This window comes from Rothia sp. HMSC061E04 (assembly GCF_001813685.1).
Lineage (GTDB): Bacteria > Actinomycetota > Actinomycetes > Actinomycetales > Micrococcaceae > Rothia > Rothia mucilaginosa.
The window spans coordinates 141,693-154,631 of record NZ_KV813705.1 but is presented as its reverse complement, the minus strand read 5'-3'; the positions used below and the strand labels follow the sequence as shown (position 1 = coordinate 154,631).

The window sequence follows — 12,939 nt, the reverse complement described above, 5'->3', positions numbered from 1 at the left end:
GAAGGGAAGGTATCAATGGCTCAGAACGAGCAGAATTGGGATCGAGAGAACGCGGATGATCAGCTGAATGAGCAGGTCACGCCGTGGTCTCAGCGCGCCTTCGCTGATGATTCTGTAGAGGACCCTGCCGGCGAATCTGCAGGCGAGTCTACAATTGAGTCTGTAACTGAGGAGGGCTCGCTGGGCTTCTCTGATGCTCCCGCAGAGGTTCGTGAAGAGGAGCTTTCGGGCGACTTTGCGGACGGCTTCGACAATGATTCGAACATCCTTCCCGGGTACACCCCCGTCTGGGCGCGTATCGCCCTCGAGTACGGGGAGCACTCCGCCGAACTGGCGGGCGACCTCGTCTACTCCAGTGAGAGCGACGACCCCGCCGTTGACGACGTTGCCGCAACCATTCTGAACCTGATTCGTGAGGCCCGCAGCATGCACGATGAGGTGAAGGCGGAAGACTCCGATACGCAGCGCGCCTGGAACGACCGCACGAAGGTTGACCGCCTCGCCGCCGCCCTGGAGAGCGAAGAGTGGACCGTCGATAAGCTCACCGGCATGTGGGACGATGCCCCCGCACCCGCCGGAACCGGCGAGTCGGATAGCCCCGAGTACCTGCGCGCGCAGGATGAGGAGCGCACCGCCGAGAAGCAGCGCAATGAGCGCATCGAGCAGACCATGGAGCTGGAGGAGAAGATTCAGCGCCGCCGCATCATGGCTCGTTCCACCACCGATGAGGAGCTGATTGCCGCCCTCATTGAGGCGACTGCCGCCTCCCCGGAGCTGATTGCTTACGAGATGGGTGAGCATCAGGTGCAGCTCTACGTGCTGTGCGCCGTGGATGATGAGGGCTACATGAACGTGCTGGAGGTCGCTGACGGCCACCTGCACGTGGGTACCCCCGTTGAGGATTATGTGGCGCAGCTGGTGGATCAGCTGCCGGTTACCGGTGCCGCCCTTGAGGGGGAGGCGACCGTGTGGGAGGAGCTGCCCGGTGGTCAGGGTGAGTTGGAGTTCCTGGTGGACGGCGATGCCGCCATGCTCGTTGACCTGCCCATTGACATGATTACGGGGCTTCTTTTGGCGTACCTTTCTGCCGGTACTCGGCAGGTTGTTGCCGCGCCGGCGGGGGAGTGGACCCTCATTTCTGCCGACCCGGTGGATTTGATGGCGCTGCTGGGCCTGCTGAACTGCAACGCCCTGATTGCTGAGGGCAACGCGAACCAGCAGCATCTGGTGGTCTATGAGGAGCCCGCCCGCGAGCCCTACTCGGATGAGGAGTGGTACCTGGAAGCGTTCGGTGAACCCTACGAGAATCTCGTGGAGGAGTTCACCTGGCAGCGTGTGCCTAAGCGCCTGAACCGTGCCCTCAGCCGTGAGGAAGTTGCACGTTTTGGCGGCGTGTTGGAGGATCTGCTGTCGGAGCTTCCCGGTAGCGCCCCGGAGCTTTCGGGTTCGAAGATTTTCGGTTCTGATGAGGATGAAATCGAGCAGGGCATCGCTAATGTCATGGCGATGTTTGGTGTGGAGGCTGACTCCATTGCCGGTCGCCGCCTGAATGCGTACCTGCGCGATACGAGCAATACCCTGGCGTTGGAGTCGGTGCTGCAGCTGCTGGATGTTCCCACGGAGCTGGCGCTGGTGCCGACCACCGGTTTTGATGTGGCGTCGATTAGCACGGCGCGCATCTTCGGCAATGAGGATGAGGGCTTCGCGCAGCCTGCGGCTGAACCTGCTGATGAAGCGCAGACTTCTGAAGCACTGGACGTTACCTTCCCGCTGGATGACTCCGCTGCCGAGGCTACTTTCTCCGAGAGCACCCCCGTAGAGGACGATTCCTTCGAAGATGACGAGGAGATTGAGCCCTACCCGGGTAACTTCCCCTCGCCCATGGAGCGTAGCTACCGACTGGTTGCGACCGGCCGCCGCGTGACCCTCGCCGAGTGGATGGACGCCATTAGCGAAGGCCATATTCCTTTCGAGTACACTCATATGTCTTTCCCGGAAGACGCTCTTGATGAGGAAGAAGACTTCCTGGACGCCGAGGCGTTTGATGACTTCGAGGGTCCCTATGAGCAGGACCGCGATTTCGAGAAGGACGATGCGCAGCCTACGGGGGGCAGGAATTTCACCCCGGAGGAAGAAGAAGCTGTTCTTGCCCATTTGAGGGCTGCCCTCGCACCGTACTCCAGCCAGTCTTCCGCATCGCAGGCTGAGGCGACCTCGGCTGAGGGTGCACAATCTGATGCCGCGGCGGGCGACGAACCTGCGCCGAACGCATCGCAGAATACCGAGCATCAGGCACCGGCATCCCAGGGCCCCGCACCGCAGAGTTCATCCACTCAGGGCCCCGCGCCTCGTTCGCGCCGCAAGCGCCTGACCCCGGAGCAGATTCGTGCGAAGACCCGCCGCGTGGGTCTTGTCCTGGGCGCGGATGTGACGGCTCAGAGCGCTATTGCCCTGACCTTGGCGAATGTGGCGCGCCGCCGCCGCGCGCAGGGTAAGGCGAGCCGTAAGTTCTCGGTGGCTGCCGCGCTCTTTGCGCTGAACGCTACGGTCGAGTCGGCTCTGATTCCGACGGTTCTGCGTTCTTTCGAGCAGACCCAGTTGAAGAAGCATGCCCGCCCGGTTGCGGATGCTGAGCTGGTGCATCCGGGGGATACCACCGGTGAGCAGCCCTCGACCAAGCGCACTCTCATTGATGACCTACGTGAGGGCAACTACCGCACGGTGGAGGATGCCGCCCCGTCCATGGAGCAGGCACCCTCTGGACTGCGTGAGCGTGCCCTGGGTATAGTGCGTAGCATCAGGCAGCGCGCTGCGAAGAAAACCGACCGCTAAAGGAAAGAAGCCATGAAGGATTCCTATCTGAGCGATGAAGAGCTGAAGGCTTTTATCGCCACCCTGCCTACGCGCCGTTTGGCGGCGGGCGCGCTGATTCGTAATGAGCGCGGCGAGATGCTGCTGGTGAAGCCGAACTATAAGGACGGCTGGATTCTTCCCGGCGGTACCGTGGAGGCGGGCGAGGCCCCCAAGCCCGGTTGCGAGCGTGAGATTGTGGAGGAGCTGGGCCTGGACCTGAAGCTGGGTCGCGTGCTGCTGATTTTCCACGGCCTGTCGCTGGGTGTGTGGGGTGATTCGACCTACTACATGTACGACGGCGGCGTGATTGCGGCGGATACGAAGATTGCCCTGCAGGATGCCGAGCTGGTGACCTACGAGTGGGTGGCTCCGGAGAACCTGGAGGGTTATGTGCGCCCGTCGATGGTGGAGCGTCTGCGTGAGTGCTACCGCGCCCTGGAGACGGGGGAGACTCTGGAGATGAGCAACCTCGACTAGCGGCGGCTACAGAGCGGTTTCGCAGGGAGCTACCGGGCACAGAACGCTGTTTAAAAGTGATGTTCGGTGCCTGTGGCAATTATTTTTCCGTGTCGCTAGCTTAAAATCTTGGGCTCTGATACCCTAGCTGAGTACCCGGCGACGCGCGACCCCTCTCTTCGCGTGCCGTTGTGTCCATAGAGGCGCCGTGAATGGCCCGCCCCACGGGTGCTGAACCGTGTGCCTCGCACCAAATTATGAAACAGGAGTAACCACTAAAGTGGCTGTTAAGATTCGTCTCAAGCGTATGGGTAAGATCCGCGATCCTCGTTACCGCGTCGTGATTGCTGATTCGCGCGTCAAGCGCGACGGTAAGACCATCGAAGAGATTGGTATTTACCACCCGACCGAGCACCCCTCGCGTATCGAGATCAACTCTGAGCGTGCTCAGTACTGGCTCTCCGTCGGCGCACAGCCGACCGAGCAGGTTCTGGCTCTGCTGAAGCTCTCGGGCGACTGGGCTGCATTCAAGGGCGAGAAGGCAGAGTCCAAGGTTCTGCCCGTCGAGGCTAAGGCTGAGTTCGTTGTTCCCGAAAAGGGTTCCGTGATCCTGCCCGAGGCTATCACCCCCAAGGCTGAGAAGGCTGAAGAGGCTGCTGAGGAAGCAGCACCCGAGGCTGAGGCTGAGGAAGCAGCTGAGTAATTATGTTGGCTGACGCACTCGAACACCTGGTTCGAGGGATTGTCGATCGTCCGGAGGACGTGAAGGTGCGCCTGCGCACTCAGCGTCACCGTGAAACCCTTGAGGTTCGCGTGCATCCGGATGACCTGGGCCGAGTTATCGGCAGGTCTGGTCGTACCGCCAAGAGCATCCGTCTGGTGATGGAGGCTATTTCTGATGGCGAGCCGATGCGTATCGACATTATCGACACCGACAAAAAGCGACGCTAGCTCGTAAACGCTTGAAGCCCCCGCTCCCGGAGTTTTTCCGGAAGGCGGGGGCTTTCGCGTACCCGGGTCCCGGTGGTAGTGCGGGCGGCAGAATGCGCCCGTCCTAAGTGCCCGGTAGAATAGTGGGAGCCGTGCACGTGCACGGCGTAGGTTTTTAGCTTGTATCCAGCGGAGGAAAATTATGCAGGTTGTGGTGGCTCGTATCGGTAAGCCTCACGGTATTCGTGGTGAGGTGACGGTTCAGCTCTTTACTGATGCCCCGCAGGAGCGTTTTGCCCGCGGTGAGGTGCTCGGTATCGAGAATTTTAAGCCCGGCTCTGCTGCCGCTTCGGTGGCGCCTACCGGTGAGCTGACGGTTGCCGGTGCCCGCTGGAACAAGAAGATTCTGGTGGTCCGTTTTGATGAGGTGACCACCCGCAACCAGGCTGAGGAGCTGCGCGGTAGCCGCCTGGTCTACGAGGTGCCCGAGGATGAGGGCGATGAAGAGGGCTTCTACGAGCAGGAGCTCGTGAACCTGCCCGTGTACCTGCTCGCTGACGTGCCCGAGGGTGAGAGCCCCGTGGATAACCCGGCTGTTGGCAAGCCGCTGGGCAAGGTGACCGGTCTGCAGACCATGCCGGTTCAGGATTTGCTGCTGATTAAGCTGGCTCGTTCGCCGCGCCTTGCATCCGGTGCGGGTGAAGAGATCATGATTCCGTTTGTTGAGGAGATTGTGCCCGAGGTGGTTCCCTCGACCGAGGATGAGCCCGGCTTTGTGCTGTTGACTCCTCCGGCGGGTCTGATTGACCTGGTCGAGGATGCTGAGCAGGATTCTGCGCAGGCGACCGAGCAGGCGGGGGAGTAGTCTGTGCGCTACGATGTGGTCACGATTTTCCCCGAGTACCTGGAGCCGCTGAAGCTGTCCCTGCTGGGTAAGGCACGCGAGAAGGGTCTGGTGGATCTGCACCTGCATGATTTGCGTGAATACACGTTTGACCGTCACCGCACGGTGGATGACACTCCGTACGGCGGTGGCGCGGGCATGGTGATGAAGGCGGAGCCGTGGGGTTTGGCGCTGGATGAGGTGCTTGCCGCCTCCCCGCTGAACGCTTCCGAAGATTCCACTGAGGGTGCCAAGTCTGAGGGGACTGGTCTCGCTGCCGAACCCGCCGCTGATACCCGTCCGCTGCTGATTGTCCCGTCCCCTGCGGGTGCCGTTTTTGATCAGGCGATGGCGTACGAGCTGGCGGAGGAGAAGCATATTGTCTTCGCCCCGGCACGCTACGAAGGCATCGACGAGCGCGTGCTGGACTGGGCGCAGGAGAGCTTCCGCGTGATGCCCGTGTCCCTGGGCGACTACGTGCTCTACGGCGGTGAGGTCGCGGTCATGGCAATGATTGAGGCGATCACCCGCCTGATTCCCGGCGCGATGGGTAACCCCGCCTCCCTGGAAGAGGAGTCGCATACGGGCGGTCTGCTGGAGTATCCGGTGTACACGAAGCCCGCCGTGTGGCGTGACCGTGAGGTGCCGGAGGTGCTGCTGTCGGGTAATCACGGTGCGATTGCACGTTGGCGTCGTGACCGTCAGATTGAGCGCACCCTGGAGCGCCGCCCCGACCTGTTGGAGGCGTACCCGGTGGAGCAGTGGGATAAGAAGGACCGCCGCTTCTTGGCTGAGCGCGGGGTGCATTTTGCGAACCCGGCGAAGGCGGCTCAGAAGAAGGCGAAGAAGAGCCCCGCAACTCCTGCCGATACCGCCCAGCCCGAGGCAAATTCCTAGGCCTCGAATAGGCGCTCGCGAGCGCCTCGTAATCCTCTGAATGGGGGTTAGCGTCATATAACTGTTAGTTGGCGCTGACCCCTATTTTTTGTGCCTGCAAACCGTTATTCTGAGGGTAACCTCGCTAAGAACATAGCCTACCTATAGGTGGTGCGAGGTGGTAATACGCTTTCATCGTTGAAAGCACGTACTCAACAGAAGGAGGACACATGTCCGTTGTTAAGGTTCACCGTCTTGCTGTCGTTGGCGACAACCAGGCTGAGCTGGAGAAGCGCTTCGCTGCTGCCCGCCACATTGCTGACTCTTTCCCCGGCTTTGAGGGTTTTGAGCTGTGGCGCCCCCTGGATGAGGGCGGCGACTACTTTGTGGTGACCCGCTGGGTTGATGAGGCAAGCCACGATGCGTACGCGGCGGCTCGTCGTGAGCGTGACCCGAACACTGTTGTCTCGCACGCTGATGGCACCATGAGCTTCGAGAAGGTGGAATTCGACGACTAACATTTGTGTTTGTCTGCGTCTGACCGGATTTACGGTTGAAGCCCATGTGAGATGAAGAATTTATCTCATATAGTGAGGGGTCGCGCTGACTTTTCTGAATATTGCTTTAAGTAGGTATTAGCCCATGTGGAGGCGATATAAGGAGGGTTTAGGGCGGCCCCTCCTTGATTTTTCGGGGCTTAAAATCCGCAGGTATTCGCTGTGATTGGATATGTGGGTTCGGTGCTATAAAACACCTGAAATACGCTCAATAGGAACAGGTGGAATACCTCAACCCGAAAGTGACACCGTGATGCAAAAAGGCTATTATTATTCTCGAGAGCACACATTCGTCCGTGCCGGTAGTTCGGGCGAAGACAGCGATCCCCTCTCAGCTACATCGCATGACGTAGCTGAGTCACTCAAGGGAAATATTCAGTGCACCCATGTGAGCGCCTCCTCTGCATAGGAAGGTCTGGCAAGGGCGCCGACTCAACTATCACGTATTCACACAAGTGGTGCATGGTACGGAACCCCGCAATATATGGGATGGAGCTTGGTGGTTCGAGCGTTCATCGTGGTTGATGACCCTCCCAATCGCGGATAGGAATGTGCTTTGCAAAGCGGGTGAGCAAGCCGGTGGTCCGGACCGGTGCTCGCCCGCTCCGCTGTTTAAAAGATTCCTTCAGACCCTAGTGCTTTTCGGCCTAGGACTTTTCTACCTAGTGCTTTTCGGGTACCGGGCGCTCGCGGAACTCGATGGGTCGCTTCGCCTTGGGTAGCGAGTACATGACGCGTAGGTACGCATCCTCGACCAACTCCTCTAGCACCCGCTCGGTGATTCCTTCGCCGGCGCCCACGGAAATCCAGTGCCGCTTATTCATATGCCATGCCGGAATGATGCTCGGGTAGATGCGCTGCAACACCTCGGATTCTTCCGGGTCGGTTTTGAGGTTCACGATGGGGTAGCCGATGCCCTCCGTGTACATGGCGAAGATCTTGCCGCCCACTCGGTACACCGTGTGCTCGGGCCCGAACGGCTGATCGCGCGTCGCCAGCGGCATGGCGAGCGCGAGGCGGTCAACGGTGCGTTCGAGGTCCTCGGGGGCCAGAAGTTTGGGGGAGGGGTTTGTACTCATAGCTTCGAGTTTATCTGGTCATTGATGGGTTCTGTTGATGGACTCTATGGCGCTGACGTCTAAGGTGTTGATACAACAACTGGGGCGTATGCAATGGTTCGCATACACCCCAGAAATTTTTAGCGCTCTACTTATTCATGAGCTTGTGGTTAATTCCCTCGCGGGTAAAAGCCTGAACCGTATCCTGCAAGTCTTCACCCAGGTGGCCCCAGGAATCAGTGTGAGCAATGTACACCCGCTGGGCGCCCAGAAGCTTTGCCGCCTTTGCGGTATTCTCGGCGGTCATGGTCATGTCGAATTCGGGTCCGATGGGGTGTGCAGCACCCGCAAAAAGGATAGCGTCATCAACGGGAGCAATGCGCTGAGCGATTTCCTCTACAACGTGAAGTTCGGAGTTATCGCCAGAAATGTAAACAGTCGGTTCTCCTGCAGCCTGCAGGAGGAAACCAATAACGGGACCGGCCTTCTCCTGAATTTCGGGGATGTTCGGGCCGTGGAGTGCAGGCATTGCGGTGACGGTAACTTCAGTGGATCCCTTTGCCACGATGAAAGTATTCCAGGGAGCCAGTCCGATGACATTAGTGAGGCCTTCTGCCTGAAGGTTCTTTTCGCCGTCTTCGGTAGTGATGACGTGGCCGACCTTGGGGAGGAGGGCGCGGCCGCTAGTGTCGAGGTTGTCGGGGTGGGTGTCATGCGAGAGCAGGACTGCGTCGATGGGGAGAACCGATTCGGGGGTGATGGGGGCGCCGGCAGTCTTCTTGAGAACGGTAATGCCCATGTCGTAGTCCTGAGGGGCATCAAAGGTGGGGTCGGTCAGGAAGCGCAAACCCGCGTATTCAATCAGGACGGTGGGGCCGGTGATGACGTTAATCGTAGGCATAAAAGTGTTCCTCTCATGGATAAATTATGTTTTTGCCGTGATTAACAATAGGTATATTCACGGAAAAATACAAGTGATACCATGAGAAGTATGGAAAAATCTCACCGAACCGCCCACCTTCCTGCTGCACCCGGAAGCCAAGAACACCCCTGCATAGCGTTAGCAAATACGCTCTATATAACACCCGGTGGCGAACAATGCGATTTGCTCAGAACCCCAGAAACAGCCACTGAATGGGCGCACGAACACCACATCGTGAATAACTCGTATGAGCTACAAGCCTATTGCGCCAGCAGATTCATCAGCTTTCGATACGTCATCAAAGAACTGTTTGACGCGTACCTAAATCAGCGCCCTCCCTACCCGGGTGCGCTTCATGCCGTTAACAAGACGGCACATGAAGCGCTCACCATGAACGCTCTAGCGTGGGATGCAGAAAACCGGCGGTACACGCGGCGAGTTGAAGAGCCCCTCACCCAAGAGGTGGATTACGCCATCGCTCGCATCGCTTATGATGCCATCACATTACTGACTGGCGAAGAAGCAGATAAACTCTCTGAATGCGAAGCACCCGACTGCGACCGCATCATGTTACGAACCCATGCGCGACGTAGATGGTGCAGCGTGCGTTGTGGTGACCGTATCCGAGCCGCCCGCTCCTATGAACGTAAACGCGCGCAGGCTGAAGGTGACTAAAAATCGTGCATGCTGAAGATGGGGAATATCTGACTAAGTCGTCAGCGCGCCGCAGAATCACGCTAAAATAGGTAACTATGGCTGAATTTATTTATCAGATGATCAAGGCCCGCAAGACTGTGGGCGACAAGGTCATCCTTAACGACGTGACGATGTCGTTCTTCCCCGGCGCCAAGATCGGTATGGTTGGTCCGAACGGTGCGGGTAAGTCGACCATCCTGAAGATCATGGCTGGCCTTGACCAGCCCTCCAACGGTGAGGCACGCCTGACCGCAGGCTACACCGTGGGTATCCTCATGCAGGAGCCGCCGCTGAACGAAGAGAAGACCGTTCTGGGCAACGTTGAAGAAGGCGTGGGCGAAATCAAGTCCAAGCTGGATCGCTTCAACGAAATCTCCGCCCTCATGGCTGAGCCTGACGCTGACTTCGATGCCCTCATGGAAGAAATGGGTCAGCTGCAGGAAGCTATCGACGCCGCTAACGCATGGGACCTGGACTCCCAGCTGGAGCAGGCAATGGAAGCGCTGCGCTGCCCGCCCGCTGACATGCCCGTCACCCACCTCTCCGGTGGTGAGCGCCGCCGCGTGGCACTGTGCAAGCTGCTGCTGCAGAAGCCTGACCTGCTGCTGCTCGACGAGCCCACTAACCACCTGGACGCAGAGTCCGTGCTCTGGCTGGAGCAGCACCTGCAGTCCTACGAGGGTGCCGTCATCGCGATTACCCACGACCGCTACTTCCTCGACCACGTGGCAGAATGGATCGCCGAGGTTGACCGCGGTAACCTGTACCCCTACGAGGGTAACTACTCCACCTACCTGGAGAAGAAGCGCGCCCGCCTCGAAGTTCAGGGCAAGAAGGACGCTAAGCTCGCTAAGCGCCTGAGCGAGGAACTGGACTGGGTCCGCTCCAACGCTAAGGGCCGCCAGGCTAAGTCGAAGGCTCGTCTGGCACGCTACGAGGAGATGGCTGCGGAGGCTGAGAAGACCCGCAAGCTTGACTTCGAAGAGATTCAGATTCCTCCGGGACCCCGCCTGGGTAACGTCGTTATTGAGGCTGAGAACCTGCAGAAGGGCTTCGACGGCCGTTCCCTGATTAACGGTCTGTCCTTCTCCCTGCCCCGTAACGGCATTGTGGGTGTGATTGGTCCGAACGGTGTGGGTAAGTCCACCCTGTTCAAGACCATCGTTGGCCTGGAGCCCCTCGACGGCGGCGAGCTGAAGGTCGGCGAGACCGTGAAGATCTCGTACGTTGACCAGAACCGCGCGAACATCGACCCGGAGAAGAGCCTCTGGGAGGTCGTCTCTGACGGTCTGGACTACATCCAGGTCGGCAACGTTGAAATGCCTTCGCGTGCGTACGTTTCCGCGTTCGGCTTCAAGGGCCCGGACCAGCAGAAGAAGGCGGGTGTGCTCTCCGGTGGTGAGCGCAACCGCCTGAACCTGGCGCTGACCCTCAAGCAGGGTGGTAACCTGCTGCTGCTCGATGAGCCCACTAACGACCTGGACGTTGAGACCCTCGCATCCCTGGAAAATGCGCTGCTGGAATTCCCCGGCTGCGCCGTGGTCGTCTCTCACGACCGTTGGTTCCTGGACCGCGTGGCAACCCATATCCTGGCGTGGGAGGGCACCGACGAGAACCCGGATCAGTGGTACTGGTTCGAGGGTAACTTCGAGTCCTACGAGAAGAACAAGATTGAGCGCCTCGGCCCCGAGGCCGCCAAGCCGCACCGCGTGGTGCACCGCAAGCTGACCCGATAGGGTTTAGTTCGGTAGCGAGCCCCGCCTCCTGCACTGTTGAAGCGTGGGGAGGCGGGGCTTTGCTGTGCCCGCTAGATGCCATATGCGCTGGATGCCGTACGCGCTGTGTGTACTGGATGCTGCGCGCGTTGGCTGCTGTATGTGCTGGCGAGGGGAGGGTCGCGTGTTCGCCGGTAGAAATAGTTCGCTCAGTGGCGACCGATATATCGTGGCGGACTTCATATTTACGGTTTATAATGGGTATGTGCGTAAGTACAACTGACACATGTGATTACGAAGAGAAGAGCATTATGCTTTCAAAATATAACTGGATGTCCTTGGTTACCGGTCTGTTGCTGATTGCAGCGGCAATCTACATGTTCGCCAATCCCGCTATTCCGCTGGTAGTTCTGGGTTATGTGTTCTCCATTTCGGTGTGGCTTGGTGGCGTGTTTGAACTGGTACGTTACTTCGGCACGCCAAAGCAGGCACGTACCGGCTGGGACCTGGTTGACGGCATCTTGACCGTGGTGGCTGGCCTGATTCTGCTGACTGCCTCGGTGGGTGCACAGGCAACCTTCATCCCGACCATTGTGGGTACGTGGATGATTATGTGGGCGCTGATTCGTCTGATGACTGCCCAGGGCGTGAAATACCTGAGCTACGCCGCCGGACGCCACCTGCAGCTCTCTGCTATTGGTACCCTTATTCTGGGCTTGCTCGTGGTGCTGTTCCCGATAATCTACGGCGTGGCGGCAGTATGGATGGCAGCACTGGGTCTTCTGGTGACCGGTCTGGTATTCGTGGGTGACTTCTTTGTTTCCCGCCGCACCAAGAGCACCGTGCACATTTCCCCGGACGGTGTGATTGACGGCGAAGCTAAATAAGAGCTTCCAAACGGCTTCTAGACCGTACACTAGAACATAAGAAAGACCGTGTGAGACAACCACCTCACACGGTCTTTCTGTATGCTCTAACGTTTGTATCGGAACTTTAGCGGTATTCCGGCAGGCGGAACATCATTTCCTGCGCCACAGTCGCCACCAGCTCACCGGAACGATTGAAAATCGAACCCTGCGCGAGCATCCTGCCACCCTGCGCGCTCGGGGAATCCAGCACGTACAGCAGCCACTCATCGGCACGCGCCGAACGGTGGAACCACATCGCGTGATCCAGCGAGGCGCTCTTGAGGCCCGGCTCCAGCCAGAACTTGCCGTGACGGCGCAGAGCCGGCTCCAGCGGCAGATAATCCGAAGCATAGGCGATAGCGGCGCGGTGCTCCGCCTCCGATGCCTCAGAACCATCAGCACGCACCAGGCGGTCAAAGGTCTTGAACCACACACAGGCACGCGGCTGTGTCGAGGAGGCATCCGCCTGAGTGTACAGGGGCGCGTCCACGTGTCGCATATCAATCGGACGTTCCCACGAGACCGCCTGTGCAATGGGGTGGGGGAGCTGACCCAGGTAGTCGCTGACCATCGGCAATGATTCGGGGTCCGGCACCTCCGGCATGGTCACTGCGGTGTGCTCCGGGCCGCGGCTATCGGACTGAAAAGACATAATCGCCGAGAACATGGGCGCCTCATCCTGGAACACCTGCACGCGGCGGGTCGAGAAGGAACGGCTATCATTCAGGCGCTGAGTGGCGAAGAACAGTTCACGCTCAATATCGCCGGGACGCAGAAAGTAGGCGTGAATCGAGTGGATGTCCTTGCCCTCCACCGTGCGGTCGGCGGCAATAATCGACTGGGCAAGAACCTGACCACCGAAAGTACGCGGCTGTTCGCGGGTGAGCGTCACACCGGTGGACACTTCATCACTACCGAAGGAGGCGGGCGCCGCCTCCACAGGGGAGAGGTCCAGCATCCGCATGAGGTTTTGGGTCACAGTGGGCTTGGTCATGGTTTTATTCTCGCACGTTTTCAATGAACCGGTTTCTGGCGTAGAGTGGGAGAGCATACTCTGAGACAACCACGACAGGTTGATTCGGAAC

At 59.1% G+C, this 12,939-nt stretch carries 13 protein-coding genes; 10 read left to right on the top strand and 3 right to left on the bottom strand.

The window, feature by feature from the left end; all coding sequences use genetic code 11:
* Nucleotides 1–15 precede the first annotated feature (15 nt).
* The 7 genes from HMPREF2927_RS06505 (at nucleotide 16) to HMPREF2927_RS06475 (ending at nucleotide 6,516) form a co-directional block, all read left to right on the top strand.
* Nucleotides 16–2,832, top strand: a complete 2,817-nt coding sequence (locus HMPREF2927_RS06505) for a hypothetical protein (protein ID WP_070686564.1) — start codon at nucleotides 16–18, stop codon at nucleotides 2,830–2,832.
* A gap of 12 nt (nucleotides 2,833–2,844) precedes the next feature.
* The gene (locus HMPREF2927_RS06500) at nucleotides 2,845–3,330 is read left to right on the top strand and encodes an NUDIX domain-containing protein (RefSeq protein ID WP_070686562.1); all 486 of its coding nucleotides are present in this window, start codon (nucleotides 2,845–2,847) and stop codon (nucleotides 3,328–3,330) included.
* A gap of 259 nt (nucleotides 3,331–3,589) precedes the next feature.
* Complete coding sequence (gene rpsP, locus HMPREF2927_RS06495; protein WP_005505689.1) at nucleotides 3,590–4,012, top strand: 30S ribosomal protein S16; 423 nt, start codon at nucleotides 3,590–3,592, stop codon at nucleotides 4,010–4,012.
* Between the two features lie 2 nt (nucleotides 4,013–4,014).
* A complete protein-coding gene (locus HMPREF2927_RS06490; RefSeq protein WP_012903360.1) occupies nucleotides 4,015–4,260 on the top strand; it encodes an RNA-binding protein in 246 nt (81 codons plus the stop codon).
* A 181-nt stretch (nucleotides 4,261–4,441) separates the two neighbouring features.
* Nucleotides 4,442–5,104, top strand: a complete 663-nt coding sequence (rimM, locus tag HMPREF2927_RS06485) for a ribosome maturation factor RimM (RefSeq protein ID WP_005505693.1) — start codon at nucleotides 4,442–4,444, stop codon at nucleotides 5,102–5,104.
* 3 nt (nucleotides 5,105–5,107) lie between these two features.
* Nucleotides 5,108–6,019, top strand: coding sequence for a tRNA (guanosine(37)-N1)-methyltransferase TrmD (gene trmD / locus HMPREF2927_RS06480; protein WP_070686560.1), 912 nt, complete (start codon nucleotides 5,108–5,110; stop codon nucleotides 6,017–6,019).
* Between the two features lie 209 nt (nucleotides 6,020–6,228).
* Nucleotides 6,229–6,516, top strand: coding sequence for an antibiotic biosynthesis monooxygenase family protein (locus tag HMPREF2927_RS06475; protein WP_012903365.1), 288 nt, complete (start codon nucleotides 6,229–6,231; stop codon nucleotides 6,514–6,516).
* Between the two features lie 701 nt (nucleotides 6,517–7,217).
* On the opposite strand, the gene HMPREF2927_RS06470 is transcribed toward HMPREF2927_RS06475, so the two are convergent.
* Nucleotides 7,218–7,634, bottom strand: a complete 417-nt coding sequence (locus HMPREF2927_RS06470; RefSeq protein WP_070686559.1) for an MmcQ/YjbR family DNA-binding protein — start codon at nucleotides 7,632–7,634, stop codon at nucleotides 7,218–7,220.
* Between the two features lie 127 nt (nucleotides 7,635–7,761).
* Nucleotides 7,762–8,514 carry an MBL fold metallo-hydrolase gene (locus tag HMPREF2927_RS06465; protein WP_070686558.1) on the bottom strand — a complete coding sequence of 251 codons (753 nt, stop codon included), beginning with the start codon at nucleotides 8,512–8,514 and terminating at the stop codon, nucleotides 7,762–7,764.
* A 90-nt stretch (nucleotides 8,515–8,604) separates the two neighbouring features.
* On the opposite strand from HMPREF2927_RS06465, the gene HMPREF2927_RS06460 reads away from it, so the two are divergent.
* The 3 genes from HMPREF2927_RS06460 to HMPREF2927_RS06450 all read left to right on the top strand — a co-directional run bounded on the left by HMPREF2927_RS06460 (nucleotide 8,605) and on the right by HMPREF2927_RS06450 (nucleotide 11,833).
* Nucleotides 8,605–9,210: a CGNR zinc finger domain-containing protein gene (locus HMPREF2927_RS06460; RefSeq protein ID WP_070686557.1), complete on the top strand. Its 606-nt coding sequence runs from the start codon at nucleotides 8,605–8,607 to the stop codon at nucleotides 9,208–9,210.
* Nucleotides 9,211–9,287: 77 nt separating this feature from the next.
* Nucleotides 9,288–10,967: an energy-dependent translational throttle protein EttA gene (gene ettA, locus HMPREF2927_RS06455; protein WP_070599850.1), complete on the top strand. Its 1,680-nt coding sequence runs from the start codon at nucleotides 9,288–9,290 to the stop codon at nucleotides 10,965–10,967.
* Between the two features lie 290 nt (nucleotides 10,968–11,257).
* The gene (locus tag HMPREF2927_RS06450) at nucleotides 11,258–11,833 is read left to right on the top strand and encodes an HdeD family acid-resistance protein (protein ID WP_135007788.1); all 576 of its coding nucleotides are present in this window, start codon (nucleotides 11,258–11,260) and stop codon (nucleotides 11,831–11,833) included.
* Between the two features lie 106 nt (nucleotides 11,834–11,939).
* Here the strand turns inward: HMPREF2927_RS06450 and HMPREF2927_RS06445 are convergent, their stop codons facing one another.
* Entirely contained in the window at nucleotides 11,940–12,848 is a 909-nt protein-coding gene (locus tag HMPREF2927_RS06445; protein ID WP_049345634.1) for an acyl-CoA thioesterase, read from the bottom strand.
* Nucleotides 12,849–12,939 lie beyond the last annotated feature (91 nt).

Excerpts from the sequence above, each read along its gene's own strand:
- HMPREF2927_RS06460 (WP_070686557.1), top strand. The coding sequence starts at position 8,605 with ATGGAAAAATCTCACCGAACCGCCCACCTTCCTGCTGCACCCGGAAGC.
- rimM (WP_005505693.1), top strand. The coding sequence starts at position 4,442 with ATGCAGGTTGTGGTGGCTCGTATCGGTAAGCCTCACGGTATTCGTGGT.
- HMPREF2927_RS06465 (WP_070686558.1), bottom strand. The coding sequence starts at position 8,514 with ATGCCTACGATTAACGTCATCACCGGCCCCACCGTCCTGATTGAATAC.
- HMPREF2927_RS06500 (WP_070686562.1), top strand. The coding sequence starts at position 2,845 with ATGAAGGATTCCTATCTGAGCGATGAAGAGCTGAAGGCTTTTATCGCC.
- HMPREF2927_RS06490 (WP_012903360.1), top strand. The coding sequence starts at position 4,015 with ATGTTGGCTGACGCACTCGAACACCTGGTTCGAGGGATTGTCGATCGT.
- HMPREF2927_RS06445 (WP_049345634.1), bottom strand. The coding sequence starts at position 12,848 with ATGACCAAGCCCACTGTGACCCAAAACCTCATGCGGATGCTGGACCTC.
- ettA (WP_070599850.1), top strand. The coding sequence starts at position 9,288 with ATGGCTGAATTTATTTATCAGATGATCAAGGCCCGCAAGACTGTGGGC.
- HMPREF2927_RS06475 (WP_012903365.1), top strand. The coding sequence starts at position 6,229 with ATGTCCGTTGTTAAGGTTCACCGTCTTGCTGTCGTTGGCGACAACCAG.
- HMPREF2927_RS06470 (WP_070686559.1), bottom strand. The coding sequence starts at position 7,634 with ATGAGTACAAACCCCTCCCCCAAACTTCTGGCCCCCGAGGACCTCGAA.
- HMPREF2927_RS06505 (WP_070686564.1), top strand. The coding sequence starts at position 16 with ATGGCTCAGAACGAGCAGAATTGGGATCGAGAGAACGCGGATGATCAG.
- HMPREF2927_RS06450 (WP_135007788.1), top strand. The coding sequence starts at position 11,258 with ATGCTTTCAAAATATAACTGGATGTCCTTGGTTACCGGTCTGTTGCTG.